This window comes from Pseudomonas sp. LRP2-20 (assembly GCF_024349685.1).
Taxonomy (GTDB): Bacteria; Pseudomonadota; Gammaproteobacteria; order Pseudomonadales; family Pseudomonadaceae; genus Aquipseudomonas.
This window is the reverse complement of record NZ_AP025944.1, coordinates 5643459-5660410: the sequence shown is the minus strand read 5'-3', so window position 1 is coordinate 5660410 and position 16952 is coordinate 5643459. Positions and strand designations below refer to the sequence as shown.

At 63.9% G+C, this 16952-nt stretch carries 13 protein-coding genes; 7 read left to right on the top strand and 6 right to left on the bottom strand.

Annotated features, from left to right (window positions below; genetic code table 11):
* Positions 1-6: 6 nt before the first annotated feature.
* From OCX61_RS25470 to OCX61_RS25445, 6 genes are all read left to right on the top strand, one after another.
* The gene (locus OCX61_RS25470) at positions 7-342 is read left to right on the top strand and encodes a sarcosine oxidase subunit delta (protein WP_019436925.1); all 336 of its coding nucleotides are present in this window, start codon (positions 7-9) and stop codon (positions 340-342) included.
* Positions 339-3356: a sarcosine oxidase subunit alpha gene (locus OCX61_RS25465; protein WP_261941865.1), complete on the top strand. Its 3018-nt coding sequence runs from the start codon at positions 339-341 to the stop codon at positions 3354-3356. The genes OCX61_RS25470 and OCX61_RS25465 overlap by 4 nt, the downstream gene beginning before the upstream one ends.
* 180 nt (positions 3357-3536) lie before the next feature.
* Entirely contained in the window at positions 3537-4169 is a 633-nt protein-coding gene (locus OCX61_RS25460; protein ID WP_085676302.1) for a sarcosine oxidase subunit gamma, read from the top strand.
* Positions 4170-4179: 10 nt separating this feature from the next.
* Positions 4180-5037: a formyltetrahydrofolate deformylase gene (gene purU, locus OCX61_RS25455; protein ID WP_060512211.1), complete on the top strand. Its 858-nt coding sequence runs from the start codon at positions 4180-4182 to the stop codon at positions 5035-5037.
* A gap of 269 nt (positions 5038-5306) precedes the next feature.
* Positions 5307-6506, top strand: a complete 1200-nt coding sequence (gene fdhA / locus OCX61_RS25450) for a formaldehyde dehydrogenase, glutathione-independent (RefSeq protein ID WP_060480490.1) — start codon at positions 5307-5309, stop codon at positions 6504-6506.
* 132 nt (positions 6507-6638) lie between these two features.
* A complete protein-coding gene (locus tag OCX61_RS25445; RefSeq protein ID WP_261941864.1) occupies positions 6639-7214 on the top strand; it encodes a DUF2780 domain-containing protein in 576 nt (191 codons plus the stop codon).
* Positions 7215-7334: 120 nt separating this feature from the next.
* Here OCX61_RS25445 and OCX61_RS25440 read toward each other — a convergent pair whose 3' ends face one another.
* Together OCX61_RS25440 and yihG are read right to left on the bottom strand one after the other, a co-directional pair.
* Positions 7335-8684 carry an APC family permease gene (locus OCX61_RS25440; protein ID WP_261941863.1) on the bottom strand — a complete coding sequence of 450 codons (1350 nt, stop codon included), beginning with the start codon at positions 8682-8684 and terminating at the stop codon, positions 7335-7337.
* A gap of 242 nt (positions 8685-8926) precedes the next feature.
* On the bottom strand, positions 8927-9814 hold the full coding sequence (yihG, locus tag OCX61_RS25435) for a 1-acylglycerol-3-phosphate O-acyltransferase, YihG family (RefSeq protein WP_261941862.1): 888 nt from the start codon (positions 9812-9814) through the stop codon (positions 8927-8929).
* A 182-nt stretch (positions 9815-9996) separates the two neighbouring features.
* Between yihG and rloA2 the strand changes: the two genes are divergently transcribed.
* Positions 9997-10500 carry a retropepsin-like aspartic peptidase RloA2 gene (gene rloA2 / locus OCX61_RS25430; RefSeq protein ID WP_261941861.1) on the top strand — a complete coding sequence of 168 codons (504 nt, stop codon included), beginning with the start codon at positions 9997-9999 and terminating at the stop codon, positions 10498-10500.
* A gap of 113 nt (positions 10501-10613) precedes the next feature.
* Here the strand turns inward: rloA2 and OCX61_RS25425 are convergent, their stop codons facing one another.
* The 4 genes from OCX61_RS25425 to aceF all read right to left on the bottom strand — a co-directional run bounded on the left by OCX61_RS25425 (position 10614) and on the right by aceF (position 16946).
* Positions 10614-11237, bottom strand: a complete 624-nt coding sequence (locus OCX61_RS25425) for a glutathione S-transferase (RefSeq protein ID WP_261941860.1) — start codon at positions 11235-11237, stop codon at positions 10614-10616.
* Between the two features lie 3 nt (positions 11238-11240).
* Positions 11241-11909, bottom strand: a complete 669-nt coding sequence (msrA, locus tag OCX61_RS25420; RefSeq protein ID WP_261941859.1) for a peptide-methionine (S)-S-oxide reductase MsrA — start codon at positions 11907-11909, stop codon at positions 11241-11243.
* A gap of 166 nt (positions 11910-12075) precedes the next feature.
* Positions 12076-14760, bottom strand: coding sequence for a putative bifunctional diguanylate cyclase/phosphodiesterase (locus tag OCX61_RS25415; RefSeq protein ID WP_261941858.1), 2685 nt, complete (start codon positions 14758-14760; stop codon positions 12076-12078).
* 539 nt (positions 14761-15299) lie between these two features.
* A complete protein-coding gene (gene aceF, locus OCX61_RS25410) occupies positions 15300-16946 on the bottom strand; it encodes a dihydrolipoyllysine-residue acetyltransferase (protein ID WP_261941857.1) in 1647 nt (548 codons plus the stop codon).
* Positions 16947-16952: the final 6 nt, after the last annotated feature.

The following is a 16952-nucleotide window of genomic DNA, read 5'->3' as shown; positions in this document are numbered from 1 at the left end:
ACCGTCATGTTGCATATTTTCTGTCCCCACTGCGGCGAGCTGCGCTCCGAAGAAGAGTTCCACGCCTCTGGCCAGGCGCACATCGCCCGCCCGCTGGACCCTAACGCCTGCTCCGACGAGGAGTGGGGTACCTACATGTTCTACCGTGACAACCCGCGCGGGATTCACCATGAACTGTGGGACCACGTTGCCGGCTGCCGCCAGTACTTCAACGTCACCCGCGACACCGTGACCTACGAAATTCTGGAAACCTACAAGATTGGCGAGAAGCCGCAAGTGACCGCCAACGGCAAAGCCGCCAGCGCAGCGTCGACCGTCAAAGGCCAAGGGGAAAAAGTATGAGCCAGACCTATCGCCTCGCCAGCGGCGGCCGTATCGACCGCAGCAAGGTCCTGAACTTCACCTTCAACGGCAAGACCTACCAGGGTTATGCCGGTGACAGCCTGGCCGCCGCGTTGCTGGCCAACGGCGTCGACATCGTCGGCCGCAGCTTCAAGTACTCGCGCCCACGCGGCATCATCGCTGCTGGTACCGAAGAGCCGAACGCCATCCTGCAGATCGGCTCCAGCGAAGCCACCCAGATCCCCAACGTGCGTGCCACCCAGCAGGCGCTGTACGCAGGCCTGGTCGCCACCAGCACCAACGGCTGGCCTAACGTCAACAACGACGTCATGGGCATCCTCGGCAAGGTCGGCGGCAGCATGATGCCGCCGGGCTTCTACTACAAAACCTTCATGTACCCGAAATCGTTCTGGATGACGTACGAGAAGTACATCCGCAAGGCTGCCGGCCTGGGCCGTGCGCCGCTGCAGAACGACCCGGACACCTATGACTACATGAACCAGCACTGTGACGTGCTGATCGTCGGCGCCGGCCCTGCTGGCCTGGCTGCCGCGCTGGCCGCTGCCCGCAGCGGTGCCCGCGTGATCCTGGCTGACGAACAGGAAGAGTTCGGCGGCAGCCTGCTCGACACCCGCGAAACCCTCGACGGCAAGCCTGCCGCCGACTGGGTCAACGCCGTGGTCAAAGAGCTGGAAAGCCTGCCGGAAGTGACCCTGCTGCCACGTGCCACGGTCAACGGCTACCACGACCATAACTTCCTGACCATCCACGAGCGCCTCACCGACCACCTCGGCGACCGCGCCCCGATCGGCCAGGTTCGCCACCGCGTGCATCGCGTGCGCGCCAAGCGCGTGGTCCTGGCTGCCGGCGCCCACGAGCGCCCGCTGGTGTACAGCAACAACGACCTGCCGGGCAACATGCTGGCCGGTGCCGTGTCCACCTACGTACGCCGTTACGGCGTGGCCCCGGGCCGCAAGCTGGTGCTGTCGACCAACAACGACCACGCCTACCGCGCCGCGCTCGACTGGCACGACGCTGGCCTGCAGGTGGTCGCGATTGCCGATGCCCGCCACAACCCACGGGGTTCGCTGGTTGAAGAAGCACGTGCCAAGGGCATCCGCATCCTCACCTCCAGCGCCGTGATCGAGGCCAAAGGCACCAAGCATGTCAGCGGCGCCCGTGTGGCCGCCATCGATGTGCAGGCGCACAAGGTCACCAGCCCGGGTGAAACCCTCGAATGCGACCTGATCGCCACCTCCGGCGGTTACAGCCCGATCGTACACCTGGCTTCGCACCTGGGCGGTCGCCCGGTCTGGCGTGAAGACATCCTCGGCTTCGTGCCGGGCGATGCCCCACAGAAACGCGAATGCGTGGGCGGCATCAACGGCGTCTACGCCCTGGGCGATGTGATTGCCGATGGCTTCGAAGGCGGCGTTCGCGCAGCCACTGAAGCGGGCTTCAAAGCCACCGTTGGCAGCCTGCCGAAAACCGTGGCGCGCAAGGAAGAGGCCACTGTGGCGCTGTTCCAGGTGCCGCACGACAAAGGCACTGCCCGCGCACCGAAGCAGTTCGTCGACCAGCAGAACGACGTCACCGCCGCGGCCATCGAACTGGCCACCCGCGAAGGCTTCGAGTCGGTCGAGCACGTGAAACGCTACACCGCACTGGGCTTCGGTACCGACCAGGGCAAACTGGGCAACATCAACGGCCTGGCCATCGCCGCCCGTTCGATCGGCATCACAATCCCGGAAATGGGCACCACCATGTTCCGCCCGAACTACACGCCGGTGACCTTCGGCGCGGTAGCCGGCCGTCACTGTGGCCACTTGTTCGAGCCTGTGCGCTTCACCGCCCTGCATGCCTGGCATGTGAAGAACGGCGCCGAGTTCGAAGACGTCGGCCAGTGGAAGCGCCCGTGGTACTTCCCGAAAGCCGGTGAAGACATCCATGCTGCCGTGGCCCGTGAATGCAAGGCCGTGCGCGACAGCGTGGGCCTGCTGGACGCTTCGACCCTGGGCAAGATCGACATCCAGGGCCCGGATGCCCGCGAGTTCCTCAACCGCATCTACACCAACGCCTGGACCAAGCTCGATGTGGGCAAGGCCCGCTACGGCCTGATGTGCAAGGAAGACGGCATGGTCTTCGACGACGGCGTGACCGCCTGCGTCGGCGACAACCACTTCATCATGACCACCACCACTGGTGGCGCTGCCCGCGTGCTGCAGTGGATGGAGCTGTACCACCAGACCGAATGGCCGGAGCTGAAGGTGTACTTCACCTCGGTCACCGACCACTGGGCGACCATGACCCTGTCCGGCCCCAACAGCCGCAAGCTGCTGAGCGAGCTGACCGACATCGACATGGACAAGGACGCGTTCCCGTTCATGACCTGGAAGGAAGGCAACGTCGGCGGCGTACCGGCCCGCGTGTTCCGTATCTCGTTCACCGGTGAGCTGTCGTACGAAGTCAACGTGCAGGCCAACTACGCCATGGGCGTGCTGGAACAGATCATCGAGGCGGGCAAGAAGTACAACCTGACCCCGTACGGCACCGAGACCATGCACGTACTGCGTGCCGAGAAGGGCTTCATCATCGTCGGCCAGGACACCGATGGCTCGATGACCCCGGACGACCTCAACATGAGCTGGTGCGTGGGCCGCAACAAGCCGTTCTCGTGGATCGGCCTGCGTGGCATGAACCGCGAAGACTGTGTGCGCGAGAACCGCAAGCAGCTGGTGGGCCTGAAGCCGATCGACCCGACCAAGTGGCTGCCGGAAGGCGCCCAGCTGGTGTTCGATCCGAAGCAGCCGATCCCGATGGACATGGTCGGCCACGTCACCTCCAGCTACGCCTCCAACTCCCTGGGTTATTCGTTCGCCATGGGTGTGGTCAAGGGCGGCCTCAAACGCATGGGCGAGCGTGTTTACTCACCACAGGCCGATGGCAGCGTGATCGAGGCGGAAATCGTGTCTTCGGTGTTCTTCGATCCGAAGGGTGAGCGGCAGAACGTTTGAGGCTTCACCGGTAGTACTGACTGGAATGCGGTCTCTGTGGGAGCGGGTTCACCCGCGAATGCGATGGTGGACTCACCGCCCTCTTCGCGGGTAAACCCGCTCCCACAGGATCTCCACAGCCAGTGCCAGCAGGTTCTACCTCAGGTCTTCGCGATCAACAGAATTCAAGGCAGGTAAGAAATGAGCGCTATCAACGTCTTCCAGCAAAACCCCGGTGCCGAGGCCAAGGCCCAGTCGCCACTGCACCATGCCGACCTGGCCAGTCTGGTTGGCAAAGGCCGCAAGAACGCAGGCGTGACCCTGCGTGAAAAGAAATTCCTCGGTCACCTCACTATCCGTGGCGATGGCCACAACCCGGAATTCGCAGCCGGCGTGCACAAGGCCCTGGGCCTGGAGCTGCCAGTGGCGCTGACCGTGGTCGCCAACAGCGAGATGTCGCTGCAGTGGATGGGCCCCGACGAGTGGCTGCTGATCGTCCCAGGTGGCCAGGAGGTCGCGGTCGAGCAAAAGCTGCGTGCCGCTCTTGAAGGCCAGCACATTCAGGTGGTCAACGTCAGCGGCGGGCAGAGCCTGCTGGAACTGCGCGGCCCGAACGTGCGCGAAGTGCTGATGAAATCCACCAGCTATGATGTTCACCCGAACAACTTCCCGGTCGGCAAGGCTGTCGGCACCGTGTTCGCCAAGTCGCAACTGGTGATCCGCCGTACCGCCGAAGACACTTGGGAACTGGTGATCCGCCGCAGCTTCGCCGATTACTGGTGGCTGTGGCTGCAGGACGCTTCGGCCGAATACGGCCTGAGTATCGAGGCATAAGGAGCAGAACATGAGTCGGGCACCGGATACCTGGATTCTCACCGCCGACTGCCCGAGCATGCTCGGCACCGTCGACGTGGTGACGCGTTACCTCTACGAGCAGCGCTGCTACGTGACGGAGCACCACTCCTTCGACGACCGGCTGTCGGGGCGTTTCTTCATTCGCGTGGAGTTCCGCCAGCCGGACGATTTCGACGAGGCGGGCTTCCGGGCCGGCCTCGCCGAGCGCAGCGAAGCGTTCGGCATGGCCTTCGAGCTGACCGCACCCAATCACCGCCCCAAGGTGGTGATCATGGTGTCCAAGGCCGACCATTGCCTGAACGACCTGCTGTATCGCCAGCGCATCGGCCAGCTGGCCATGGACGTGGTCGCGGTGGTGTCCAACCACCCGGACCTCGAGCCCCTGGCGCACTGGCACAAGATTCCTTACTACCACTTCGCCCTCGACCCCAAGGACAAGCCGGCGCAAGAGCGCAAGGTGATCCAGGTGATCGAAGAAACCGGTGCGGAGCTGGTGGTGCTTGCCCGCTACATGCAGGTGCTGTCGCCGGAACTGTGCCGGCGCCTGGACGGCTGGGCGATCAACATTCACCACTCGTTGCTGCCGGGCTTCAAGGGCGCCAAGCCTTATCACCAGGCGTACAACAAGGGCGTGAAGATGGTCGGTGCCACGGCGCACTACATCAACAACGACCTCGACGAAGGGCCGATCATCGCCCAGGGCGTCGAGGTGGTGGACCACAGCCATTACCCGGAAGACCTGATTGCCAAAGGGCGCGACATCGAGTGCCTGACCCTGGCGCGGGCGGTGGGCTACCACATCGAGCGGCGGGTGTTCCTCAACGCCAACCGGACTGTCGTTCTCTAACAGCCCGCACCGGCCATTCGCGGGCAAGCCCGCTCCCACAGGTTATTTGCAGCCTTCACGGCTGGCATTTTTCCTGTGGGAGCGGGCTTGCCCGCGAATGGGCCAACACAATTTCCACTGCCGTTAAAAGGCATCTCCCTGTCGTTTCCAGTCAGTGCAAAGCGCCGTATCAGGCCCACAATTCCCTGCATTCCAGTAACACATGCCGCCCATGGACGGCGGCGCTTTCCACCACCGCTGCATAAATAAAAATCAAGCGAGGTAAGAGCATGTCTGGCAATCGTGGAGTGGTGTATCTCGGCGCGGGCAAGGTCGAGGTGCAGAAGATCGACTACCCGAAAATGCAAGACCCACGCGGCAAGAAGATCGAGCACGGCGTGATCCTCAAGGTGGTTTCCACCAACATCTGCGGCTCCGACCAGCACATGGTCCGCGGCCGCACCACTGCCCAGGTCGGCCTGGTCCTGGGCCACGAAATCACCGGTGAAATCGTCGAGATGGGGCGTGACGTCGAACGCCTGAAGATCGGTGACCTGGTGTCGGTACCGTTCAACGTCGCCTGCGGCCGCTGCCGTTCCTGCAAAGAAATGCACACCGGTGTCTGCCTCACCGTCAACCCGGCGCGTGCCGGTGGTGCCTACGGCTATGTCGACATGGGCGACTGGACCGGTGGCCAGGCCGAGTATGTGCTGGTGCCGTACGCCGACTTCAACCTGCTGAAACTGCCGGATCGCGACAAGGCCATGGAGAAGATCCGTGACCTGACCTGCCTGTCCGACATCCTGCCGACCGGCTACCACGGCGCCGTCACCGCCGGCGTAGGCCCAGGCAGCACCGTCTACGTCGCCGGTGCCGGCCCGGTCGGCCTGGCCGCCGCTGCCTCGGCGCGCCTGCTCGGTGCGGCCTGCGTGATCGTCGGCGACCTCAACCCGGCCCGCCTGGCCCACGCCAAATCCCAGGGCTTCGAAGTGGTCGACCTGTCCAAGGACACCCCGCTGCACGAGCAGATCGTCGACATTCTTGGCGAGCCGGAAGTGGACTGCGCCGTCGATGCCGTTGGCTTCGAGGCCCGTGGCCATGGCCACGAGGGTGCCAAGCACGAAGCGCCGGCCACCGTGCTGAACTCGCTGATGCAGGTGACCCGCGTTGCCGGCAACATCGGTATCCCCGGCCTGTACGTGACCGAAGACCCGGGCGCGGTGGATGCCGCTGCCAAGATCGGCGCGCTGAGCATCCGCTTCGGCCTGGGCTGGGCCAAGTCGCACAGCTTCCACACCGGCCAGACCCCGACCATGAAGTACAACCGCCAGCTGATGCAGGCGATCATGTGGGACCGCATCAACATTGCCGAAGTGGTGGGCGTGCAGGTCATCAACCTCGACCAGGCGCCGGAAGGCTATGGCGAGTTCGATGCAGGCGTGCCGAAGAAGTTCGTGATCGACCCGCACAAGATGTGGGGCGCGGCCTAAGTGACAGACTCAACGCCCCCGCAAGGGGGCGTTGTACTTTCAGCAGGACGATGATCGGCCAGGAACAAAGTTCCGCGGCGCCAGTCCAATGCCTCGTTTCCCTGGCCATCCTGGCCGACGAGGTCCCTCCCGATGAAAGCATTCACCCTGGCAACCTTGATGACCCTGGCCGCAAGCCCGGTGTTCGCCTTCAACCTCAGCGACGCCGCCAACGCTGTCTCCGCCATGCAGAACCAGCAGCAACAAGGCCAGGTGCAGGCGCCTGCAGCCCAGGCCAATCTGCTCAACACCCTGGGCAGCCAGTTGAACATCACCCCCGAACAAGCCGTGGGTGGGGCCGGGGCCATGCTGGGGCTGGCGCGCAACAACCTGAGCAGTGACGACTATGGCCAGTTGACCAAGGCCGTGCCGGGACTGGACCTGCTGTCGGGGGCCAATGTCCTGGGCGGGCTGAGCGGGCTGGGTGAGTTGCTGGGCAGCGACAAGGGCAGCCAGTCGGCCCTGGACAAGGCGCTAGGCAACGATGTGGAGAACCGCGGCGACCTCGACAATGCATTCAAGGCACTGGGGATGGATACCGGCATGATCGGGCAGTTTGCGCCGTTGATTCTGCAGTACCTGGGGCAGCAGGGGATTGCCGGGTCGTTGTTGCAGAATCTGGGTAGCTTGTGGACCACCCCGGCGCCGTTGGCACAGCCCTCGGTCTGAAGGCCGGAGGAGGGCATTGTGGGAGCGGGCTTGCCCGCGAACACGGGCGAAGCCCGTGCCATACAACGCGGTGCTTGCTTCGCGGGCAAGTCGGATCGCCGCACCGCCGCTCCCACAGGTTCAGGCCGATTCCGAAAACGCCACTAACTGTACCGGGCGGCGGAAACCGGCGGTCAGTACCGCCAGGTATGCCAGGCCAAACGCAAACCAGCAGAGCCCAATCACCAACGTCAGCGCTGACAGGCTGGTCCACAGCCACAGGGTCAGCGCCAACCCCACCAGCGGCACCAGGCCGTAGCACAGCAGCCCCTTGAGGTTACGCTGGGCCCCGCCATCCATCAGGTGGGTCTTCACCACCGCCAGGTTTACCGCCGAGAACGCCACCAGCGCACCAAAGCTGATCAGCGAGGCGAGCGTGGCCAGGTCGATTACCAATGCCAGCAACGAGAACGCCGATACCAAGGCAATGGCGAACACCGGCGTACCAAAACGCGGCGACAGGTAACCGAAGCTACGCCGCGGCAGCACGTTGTCCCGCCCCATGGTGAACAGGATGCGCGACACCGCCGCCTGCGAGGCCAGCGCCGAGCCGAGGCTGCCGGCAACGTACGCGGCGGTGAAGAAGTTGGCCAGGAACTGCCCGCCCGCCTTGAGCATCACCTCGTTGGCCGCCGCATCGGCATTGGCGAAGGTGGTGCCCGGCATGACCAGCTGGCTGACGTAGGCCAGCACGGTGAACAGCACGCCGGCGAACAGGGTGGTGAGGATGATCGCCCGTGGCACGTCGCGGCGGGCATCGCGGCATTCTTCGGCCAGGGTCGAGACGGCGTCGAAGCCGAGGAACGACAGGCACAGCACGGCCGCACCGGCCATGATCGCGCCGAAACCAGGCTTGGAGCCATCGCCCAGCAACGGCGACAAGAGGTCGATCGGTTGGCCGGCCAGCGACTGGCACGACAGCGCGACGAACACCCCGATGAAGACGATCTGCGCACCGACGATCAGGTTGCTGGTCTTGGCTACCGAGTGGATGCCGATCACGTTCAGCACCGTCACCAGCACGATCGAGGCCAGCGCAATGGACCACGCCGGGATGGCCGGGAAGGCGATGTTGAGGAACAGGCCGATCAGCAGGTAGTTGATCATCGGCAGGAACAGGTAATCCAGCAGCAGCGACCAGCCGGCGAGGAAACCGACGTTGGGGCCGAAGGCCATGTTGGTGTAGGAGTACGCCGAGCCCGCGACCGGGAAGCGCTTGACCATGAAGCTATAGGACGCGGCGGTGAACAGCATGGCCACCAGGGTGACCATGTAGGCGCCGGCCGTGCGGCCACCGGTGAGTTCGGTGACGATGCCGTAGGTGGTGAAGATGGTCAGCGGGACCATGTACACCAGGCCGAAGAACACCAGGGCGGGGAGGCCGAGGACACGGCGCAGTTGGGCGGAGTTGGAGCTGGGTGGGTTGGCCATCGATCGATCCAGGCGTTTTTGTAGTTGTGCTTTGGTCGATTTTTATCCACTTGGGTGGGTGATGACAAAAAAGTATTACTTATTCTAATTATTAGCCTGGGTTTTAATCGGGGTTATGCGCAATCCTGTGCCGGCCTCTTCGCGGGTAAACCCGCTCCCACAGGTACAGCGCACAACTCAAGGCTTGTGCGATCCCTGTGGGAGCGGGTTTACCCGCGAAGAGGCCAGTACAGGCAATAAACTCAATTCATCTCAACGCGCAATTGCTCGATCCGCTGATCCTTCTCCAGCCACAGCTGATTAACCCAGGCCTGTACGGTCTGGCGGAAGGCGGGATCATTCTCGTAATCCCCATCCCACAATGCCGGGTCCAGTTCACGCACCTGAATGTCGATAATCACCCGACTGATGCTGCCATTGAGCAAGTCCCAGAACCCAGGCGCCTGCTTGCCGGGATAGACGATGGTCACGTCCAGCAGCGCGTCCAGCTGCTCGCCCAGCGCCGCCAGCACGAATGCCACGCCGCCAGCCTTGGGCTTGAGCAGGTAGCGATAGGGCGATTGCTGTTCGCGGTGCTTGGCCTCGGTGAAGCGGGTGCCTTCGAGGTAGTTGACCACCGTCACCGGCTGGCGCTTGAACAGCTCGCAGGCGGCCTTGGTGATTTCCAGGTCCTTGCCCTTGAGCTCTGGGTGCTTCTCGAGAAAGGCCTTGCTGTAGCGCTTCATGAACGGGTAATCCAGGCCCCACCAGGCCAGGCCCAGCAGCGGTACCCAGATCAGCTCCTTCTTGAGGAAGAACTTGAAGAACGGCGTACGGCGGTTGAGGCTTTCGATCAGTGCCGGGATGTCGACCCAGGTCTGGTGGTTGCTGACAGCCAGGTAGGAGGTGTCCTTGCGCAGGTTCTCGACGCCACGGATGTCCCATTGGGTGGGGATGCACAGTGCAAAGATGGCTTTGTCGATTTCCGACCAGGTTTCGGCGACCCACATCACTGCCCACGAGGCATAGTCACGGCCACGGCCTGGCAGCACCAGCTTGAGCAGGGCGAAGACCAGCAGCGGGCAGATCAACACCACAGTGTTGAGCAGCAGCAGGGTGGTCGTAAGAATGCCGGTAAACAGGCGACGCATAAGGAAACTCTTGTTGTGGGAAATTAGCAGGGCGCAATGATAAGCAGCGCCGTGGTCTACGCCAAATGTCCAATGCCCGACGGTGGGGACAAATGTTTCACAACATGTTGTTTAGGCTTGTGACAGCGAACCTATCCTGCCAGTGCAGTCTAAGCACTGACCCTTCTCAAGGAAGCCTGCCTGTGAAATCTCTGCTTGCCCTGTTGTCGCTGATGGCGTTGCCGGTGATGGCCGCCGAACCCACGCTCTACGGCCGTTACGAGAACATCAAGTTGCCGGAACTGGGTGGTGAAACCCTGAAGGCCAAGATGGACACCGGTGCCTTCACCGCGTCGCTGTCGGCCAAGGACATCGAGCTGTTCAACCGCGATGGCGAGGAATGGGTGCGCTTCCGCCTGGCGACCAAGGACGCCGACGGCAAGGTATACGAGCATAAGGTCTCGCGCATCAGCAAGATCAAGGGCCGTGCCGATGAAGAGGACGAGGGTGATGCACCGGAGGTTTCCAAGCGGCCGGTGGTCGACCTGGAGCTGTGCCTGGGTGATGTGAAGCGGACCGTGGAGGTTAACCTGGTGGACCGCAGCAACTTCAATTACCCGTTGCTGGTGGGCTCCAAGGCGCTGCGCGAGTTCAAGGCGGCGGTCAACCCGGCCAAGAAGTTTACCGCTGGCAAGCCTGACTGCTGATTTCGGCTGGCTTTACTGGCCCTTTCGCGGGCAAGCCCGCTCCCACAGGTATGGCGCAAGTCTAAGGCTGTGCGCCGTACCTGTGGGAGCGGGCTTGCCCGCGAAGAGGGCCTTCAGGCCACCGGAGCAGTGGCGACCATCGACGGTCGCTGGCTCACCTCGGCATACCAGGCCGCCAAGCCAGGCTGGCGCTCCCGCCAGCCAAATTCCGGCTGACGCAGGTCCAGATACCCTAGCGCACAAGCCACGCCAATCGCCGCCAGATCGAACCCGGACGCCAGCTCGGCCAGATGCTCCTGCTCAAGGTTGGCCAGGCTGCGGCGAATCTTCTCGGCTTGCGCTTCGAGCCAGCCCTCCCAGCGCTTCTCCTCGGGCCGCAAGAAACTCTCGTAACGGCTCGATACCGCCGCATCCAAGATCGCATCGGCCTGCGAAGCCAAGGTCATGCGCCGCCAGCGCGCAGAGCCCTCGCGTGGCAGTAGCGGCAGGCCGACATGCTGCAGGTCGAGGTACTCACAGATCACCCTGCTGTCGTGCAACACGGTGCCGTCCTCCAGTCGCAGGGCCGGGATCTTGCCGATCGGGTTGTCCTGATTGAGCTGCTCGTCGCCGCTTACCGGGCTGATGTTCACCGGTTGCAGGCTCACACGCTGCAGTTGGCCGGTCTCGTGCAGCACCACCATGACCTTGCGCACGAAGGGCGACAATGGCGAGTGGAACAGGGTCATCGTGCTCATGGTTCAGTTGCCCTGCAGGCTGGGTGGCAGGCACACGCCGGTACCGCCGATGCCGCAGTAGCCGTCCGGGTTCTTGGCCAGGTACTGCTGGTGGTAGGCCTCGGCGAAGTACACGGTCGGTGCCTGGTCGATTTCGGTGGTGATTTCGCCGAAGCCTGCCTTGCTCAGCTCGGCCTGGAAGGCGTCGCGACTGGCCTTTGCCTGTTCAAGCTGTTCAGGGCTGGTGCAGTAGATGGCCGAGCGGTACTGGGTGCCGACATCGTTGCCCTGGCGCATGCCCTGGGTCGGGTTGTGCAGTTCCCAGAACATCGCCAGCAGCTCGCGGTAGCTGACCTTGTCCTTGTCGAATACCACTAGCACCACTTCGGTGTGGCCGGTCAGGCCCGAGCAGACTTCTTCGTAGGTCGGGTGCGGGGTGAAGCCGCCGGCGTAGCCGACCACGGTGCTGACCACGCCTTCGCGCTGCCAGAAGCGGCGCTCGGCACCCCAGAAGCAGCCCAGGCCGAAGATGGCGAAGTCGATGGCGCCTTCGAAGAACGGGCCGAGCAGGGGGGTTTCTTTGAATACGTAATGAAACTCGGGCAGCTGCATGGGCGTTTCGCGGCCAGGCAGGGCTTGCTCCGCAGTGGGCATGACGTTTTTGTTCACCAGGATTTCCGAGCGCAGGACCATGGCTGTTCCTCTGTGTCTATTCAGTTGGATAGGTGTTGGGGCCTTCGCGGGCAAGCCCGCTCCCACGGGGATCGCCACAGGGCTGAGGGGGGAAGTACCTGTGGGAGCGGGCTTGCCCGCGAAAGGGCCCGAATGGGTTCTATAGTGCCCGAGCTTGGCGCCGCTGTCAGGCCATTGGGCCGCGCGGGTAGCGCTTGAGTTTTTCCTCGAGCTCGCGGCCCGGGATCGGCCGGTCGAACAGGTAACCCTGGCCGACGTCGCAGCGGTGCCGACGCAGGAACGCCAGCTGCTCTGGGGTCTCGATGCCCTCGGCCACCACCTTGAGCTTGAGGTTGTGGGCCATGGCCACCACCGCCGAGGTGATTTCCATGTCGTCCTGGTTGTCGGGGATCTCGTTGATGAAGCTGCGGTCGATCTTGATGATGTCGATCGGGAATTTCTTCAGGTAGCTCAACGACGAGTAGCCCGTGCCGAAGTCGTCCATGGCCAGGGTCAGGCCCAGGGCCTTGAGCTCGTCGAGCTGGCGGTGGGTATCTTCGGTGGCTTCCAGCAGCAGGCCTTCGGTCAGCTCCAGCTCCAGCAGGTGCGGGGGCAGGCCCTCTTCCTTGAGGATCGAGCCGATCGAGGCCACCAGGTCGGGGTCGGAGAACTGCTTGGGCGACAGGTTGATGGCCACGTGCAGGCAGCCCATGCCGGCTTGCTGCAGCTGTTGGCTCATGCGGCACGACTGGCGCACCACCCACTTGCCGATGGGGATGATCAGGCCGGTTTCTTCGGCCACGCTGATGAACTGGTCCGGGCGGATCATGCCGCGCTCGGGGTGGTTCCAGCGCAGCAACGCCTCAAGGCCGAGCAGGCGGCCGCTGCGCAGGCACAGCTTGGGCTGGTAGAACACCTCCAGCTCATTCTGGGTCAAGGCGCGGCGCAGGTTGTTCTCGACGAACAGCTTGTAGCTGGCCTCGGCGTTGAGCACTTCGGTAAACACCTGAACCTGGTGTTTGCCGTTGGCCTTGGCCTTGTGCAGGGCGAGGCCGGCGTTCTTCATCAGGGTGGTCGGGTCGCTACCGTGCAGCGGCGCGCAGGCCAGGCCCACCGAGGCGGTGACGTTGATCAGCTGGTTGTCGACGAACATTGGCTTGTCGAGGGTGCGCAGCAGCTGCAGGGCAACCCCCTGGCCGTCTTCCAGGCTGGTGTCGTCGAGCAGTACGGCAAATTCGTTGCTGGCAAAACGGGCCAGCACGCCATTGACGCTCAGGCTGTTGCGCAGGCGCCGGGCCAGGCTGATCAGCAGCTTGTCGCCGGTCTGGTGGCCGAGGCTGTCGTTGATCCGCTTGAAGTTGTCGATGTCCACCAGCAGCAGGCAGATCGGGTTCTCGCTGTCCCGGGCGAAGCGCTCGTCGAGCTTGCGGATGAACGCCGGGCGGTTGCCGAGGTTGGTCAGGTTGTCGGTGTAGGCCAGGCGCTCGATGCGCTGCTGGGCCAGCTTGGTCTGGGTGACGTCTTCGTAGATGCCGATGTAGTGGGTCAGCTCACGGTTGTCGCCGTACACCTTGGAAATCGACAGCTGGCCCCAGTAGGGTTCGAGGTTCTTGCGCCGGCTCTTGAATTCGCCTTGCCAGCTGTTGCCCATGGCCAGGCTCGACGGCGAGTCGAACAGCAGCTCGCTGAGGTTTTCCAAGGCTGGCAGCTCGGCCAGGTGGTGGCCCTGGACTTCCTCGGTGCTGTACTGGGTGATGGCCGTGAAGCTTGGGTTGACGTACTCCACCACACCGTCGCGGTTGACCAGCAGGAAGGCGCTGGCGCTCTGCTCCACGGCCCGCTGGAACAGGTGCAGGGCGCTGGCGGCGGTACGCCGGTTGTGGTTGGTGATGACCTGGGCGAACTGGTCGGCCAGCTCACCGGCAAAGGCGATTTCATCCGACTGCCAGGCGCGCGGCTGGCCGGTCTGCTCCAGGCACAGCACGCCCACCACTTGGCCATCGACGCGGATGCTGGCGTCGAGCATGGCGTTGTTGTCGGCGTACAGGCTCTCGGCCAGCTCACGGGTGCGCGGGTCGTGGTTTGCGTTGTGCGCGTCGATGGCGCGGCTGGCGTGCAGGGCTTCCAGGTAGTCGGGGAAGCGGCTGGCATCGATTGGCTCGGGCAGGCGGTGAACCTGGTCGTCGCGCAGCCAGGCACTGATCGGCTCCAGGCGCTGGTCTTCCAGGTGCCAGATGCTGGCGCTGTCGACCTTGTAGATTTCGCAGGCGCTGCGGGTGATCAGCTGGGCGGCTTCGAGCAGCGAGTTTTCCCCACTGTAGCGCTGGCGGGCGAGGCGCAGGATCAGGTCCTGCTGGGCACGCACGCGCTCCAGGTGCTCAAGCTGTTCCTGCTGGGCACGCTGATTGATCTGCAGGGCCAGTTGCAGGCGGTTGTTACGCGATTCCAGGTCGTTGGTGTCGAGCTCGCTGTCGTCTTCGTCATCGAGCACCGTCAGGAACCCGCGCAGCAACTGGCGGTTGTGCTGCTTGAACGCCTCGCCGGCTTCCAGCAGGCGCAGCGCGCGCAACTGGGTATGCAGGGTGTAGCGCACACGGTAATAGCCACGGTTGCTCAGTTGCAGCTGGATTTCATCGTGCAGCCGGTAGCGTGCCTCGGGCTCCATCAGGCTGGCATAGGGCGAGTCGATCAGCGCGCACAGCTCGGAAGCGGGCAGGCCGAACTGGCGATCGCAGGCTGGGTCCAGGTAGAGCATCGCCCAGTTGGCTTCGTTCAGCCTTTCGAAACGCAGCATGCCGAGCCGCGAGGGCACGGGAAGCTGCGTGACGACCTCGGCCGCCACACGGCTGGCGGCATCGGGTTGGCTTTTCATCGAAGACTCGCTTGAAGGGGGACGCGGCCTGGGCGGCGGCGCATCTGGCAAGGTTGCATCATGTCCCTGAGGCTGGCAAGCGGCCATGAGGGCTGTCATGTATATGTTTTCGGCCGCCGGGCTGAAATCCTTAGGCGCCTGTCGGTTTTTTGGGGGCAGGCGGGGGTTCGCCTTGATGGTTTTGCCGCCTGTGAGATCGAGCGCCGCCCGCGCGGCGCATCGCGAGCTGCGCTCGCTCCTACGTTTGTTTCTGGCCAGTAACGCCTGTGACAGGCGCGCGCGACCGCCTGGTTTGTACGACTCGATATCGAGTCAGGCGCCAAGGCGTTCGCGCGCATATCCCGCAGGAATAATTGGCCCGAAACAAACGTAGGAGCGAGCGCAGCTCGCGATGCGCCGCGCGGGCGGCGCTCGATCTCTCAGGCGCCAAAACGCTTAAAGGCGGACAAAAAAAAGCCCCGCCAACTGGCGGGGTTGAGGTACGAGCGTGGCAGCTCGAAAAGTGTACTGCCCCTCGCAAGGAGGGGCAGTGTGCCGCCTTACAGCAGCATGGTGCGGATATCGCCCAGCACGTCGCCCAGGCGCTTGGTGAAGCGCGCGGCGGCAGCGCCGTTGATCACACGGTGATCGTAGGACAGCGACAGTGGCAGCATCAGCTTCGGCTGGAAGGCCTTGCCATCCCAGACGGGCTGCATGGTCGCCTTGGAGACGCCCAGGATTGCCACTTCCGGTGCGTTGACGATCGGCGTGAAGCCGGTGCCGCCAATGTGACCGAGGCTGGAGATGGTGAAGCAGGCACCTTGCATCTCGTCGGCCGAGAGCTTCTTGGTGCGCGCCTTCTCGGCCAGCGCAGCGGCTTCGGCAGCCAGTTGCAGCAGGCTCTTCTGGTCGACGTTCTTGATCACAGGGACCAGCAGGCCGTCCGGGGTGTCCACGGCGAAGCCGATGTGCACGTACTTCTTGCGGATGATGGCCTTGCCGCTTGGCGCCAGCGAGCTGTTGAAGTCCGGCAGTTCCTTGAGCAGGAAGGCGCAGGCCTTGAGCAGCAGTGGCAGCACGGTCAGCTTGACGCCAGCCTTCTCGGCCACGGCCTTCTGCGCAACGCGGAAGGCTTCCAGCTCGGTGATGTCGGCGGAGTCGAACTGGGTCACGTGCGGCACGTTCAGCCAGCTGCGGTGCAGGTTGGCGGCACCGACCTGCATCAGGCGGGTCAGGGCCACTTCTTCCACTTCACCGAACTTGCTGAAGTCCACGGCAGGGATCGGCGGGATGCCAGCGCCACCGGTTGCGCCAGCGGCGGCTGGTGCGCCCGATGCTTTCTGCATCATCGCCTTGACGTAGACCTGCACGTCTTCTTTCAGGATGCGGCCGTGCGGACCGGTGGCGGCAACTGCGCCCAGGTCGACGCCGAATTCACGGGCCAGCTGGCGAACTGCCGGGCCGGCGTGAACCTTGGCGTTGCTGCCGGCAGCCGGTGCGGTAGCGACCGGAGCTGGAGCTGGAGCTGCAGCCGGGGCGGCAGCGGCAGGTGCGGCGGCCGGAGCAGCCTCAGCCTTGGCCGGGGCAGCAGCGGCAGGTGCCGGAGCGGCAGCAGGCGCAGCGCCAGCAACTTTCAGCTTGAAGATCAGGTCGCCAGTGCCGACTTCGTCTTCCAGCTTGCACAGGACTTCTTCGACCACGCCGGCAGCCGGCGACGGGATTTCCATGGAAGCCTTGTCGGACTCCAGGGTAATCAGCGACTGGTCGGCTTCGACGGTGTCGCCGACCTTGACCAGCACTTCGATGATCTTGGCCTTGCCCGACGAACCGATGTCCGGTACGTGGATGTCCTGCACGCTGGCGGCAGCCGGCGCTGCTGCCGGCGCAGGGGCTGCTTCGGCGGCAGGCGCTGGCGCAGCAGCTGGAGCCGGAGCGGCAGCCGGAGCCGGAGCCTCAGGGGCCGCAGCTGCGGCGCCCTCGGCTTCCAGGACCAGCAGCTCGTCGCCTTCTTTCAGGCGGTCGCCCAGCTTGACCTTCAGTTCCTTGATCACGCCGGCCTTGGGGGCCGGGATTTCCATGGAGGCCTTGTCGGACTCCAGGGTCAGCAGGCTCTGGTCAGCCTCGATACGATCACCGACCTTGACGAACAGCTCGATGATTTCACCTTCACCGCTGCCGATGTCAGGTACGCGAATGAGTTCGCTCACTTAAAA

Coding starts and splice junctions, on each gene's coding strand:
- yihG (WP_261941862.1), bottom strand. CDS start 9,814: ATGCGTCGCCTGTTTACCGGCATTCTTACGACCACCCTGCTGCTGCTC.
- OCX61_RS25415 (WP_261941858.1), bottom strand. CDS start 14,760: ATGAAAAGCCAACCCGATGCCGCCAGCCGTGTGGCGGCCGAGGTCGTC.
- OCX61_RS25425 (WP_261941860.1), bottom strand. CDS start 11,237: ATGAGCACGATGACCCTGTTCCACTCGCCATTGTCGCCCTTCGTGCGC.
- fdhA (WP_060480490.1), top strand. CDS start 5,307: ATGTCTGGCAATCGTGGAGTGGTGTATCTCGGCGCGGGCAAGGTCGAG.
- OCX61_RS25460 (WP_085676302.1), top strand. CDS start 3,537: ATGAGCGCTATCAACGTCTTCCAGCAAAACCCCGGTGCCGAGGCCAAG.
- OCX61_RS25445 (WP_261941864.1), top strand. CDS start 6,639: ATGAAAGCATTCACCCTGGCAACCTTGATGACCCTGGCCGCAAGCCCG.
- purU (WP_060512211.1), top strand. CDS start 4,180: ATGAGTCGGGCACCGGATACCTGGATTCTCACCGCCGACTGCCCGAGC.
- OCX61_RS25440 (WP_261941863.1), bottom strand. CDS start 8,684: ATGGCCAACCCACCCAGCTCCAACTCCGCCCAACTGCGCCGTGTCCTC.
- OCX61_RS25470 (WP_019436925.1), top strand. CDS start 7: ATGTTGCATATTTTCTGTCCCCACTGCGGCGAGCTGCGCTCCGAAGAA.
- msrA (WP_261941859.1), bottom strand. CDS start 11,909: ATGGTCCTGCGCTCGGAAATCCTGGTGAACAAAAACGTCATGCCCACT.
- OCX61_RS25465 (WP_261941865.1), top strand. CDS start 339: ATGAGCCAGACCTATCGCCTCGCCAGCGGCGGCCGTATCGACCGCAGC.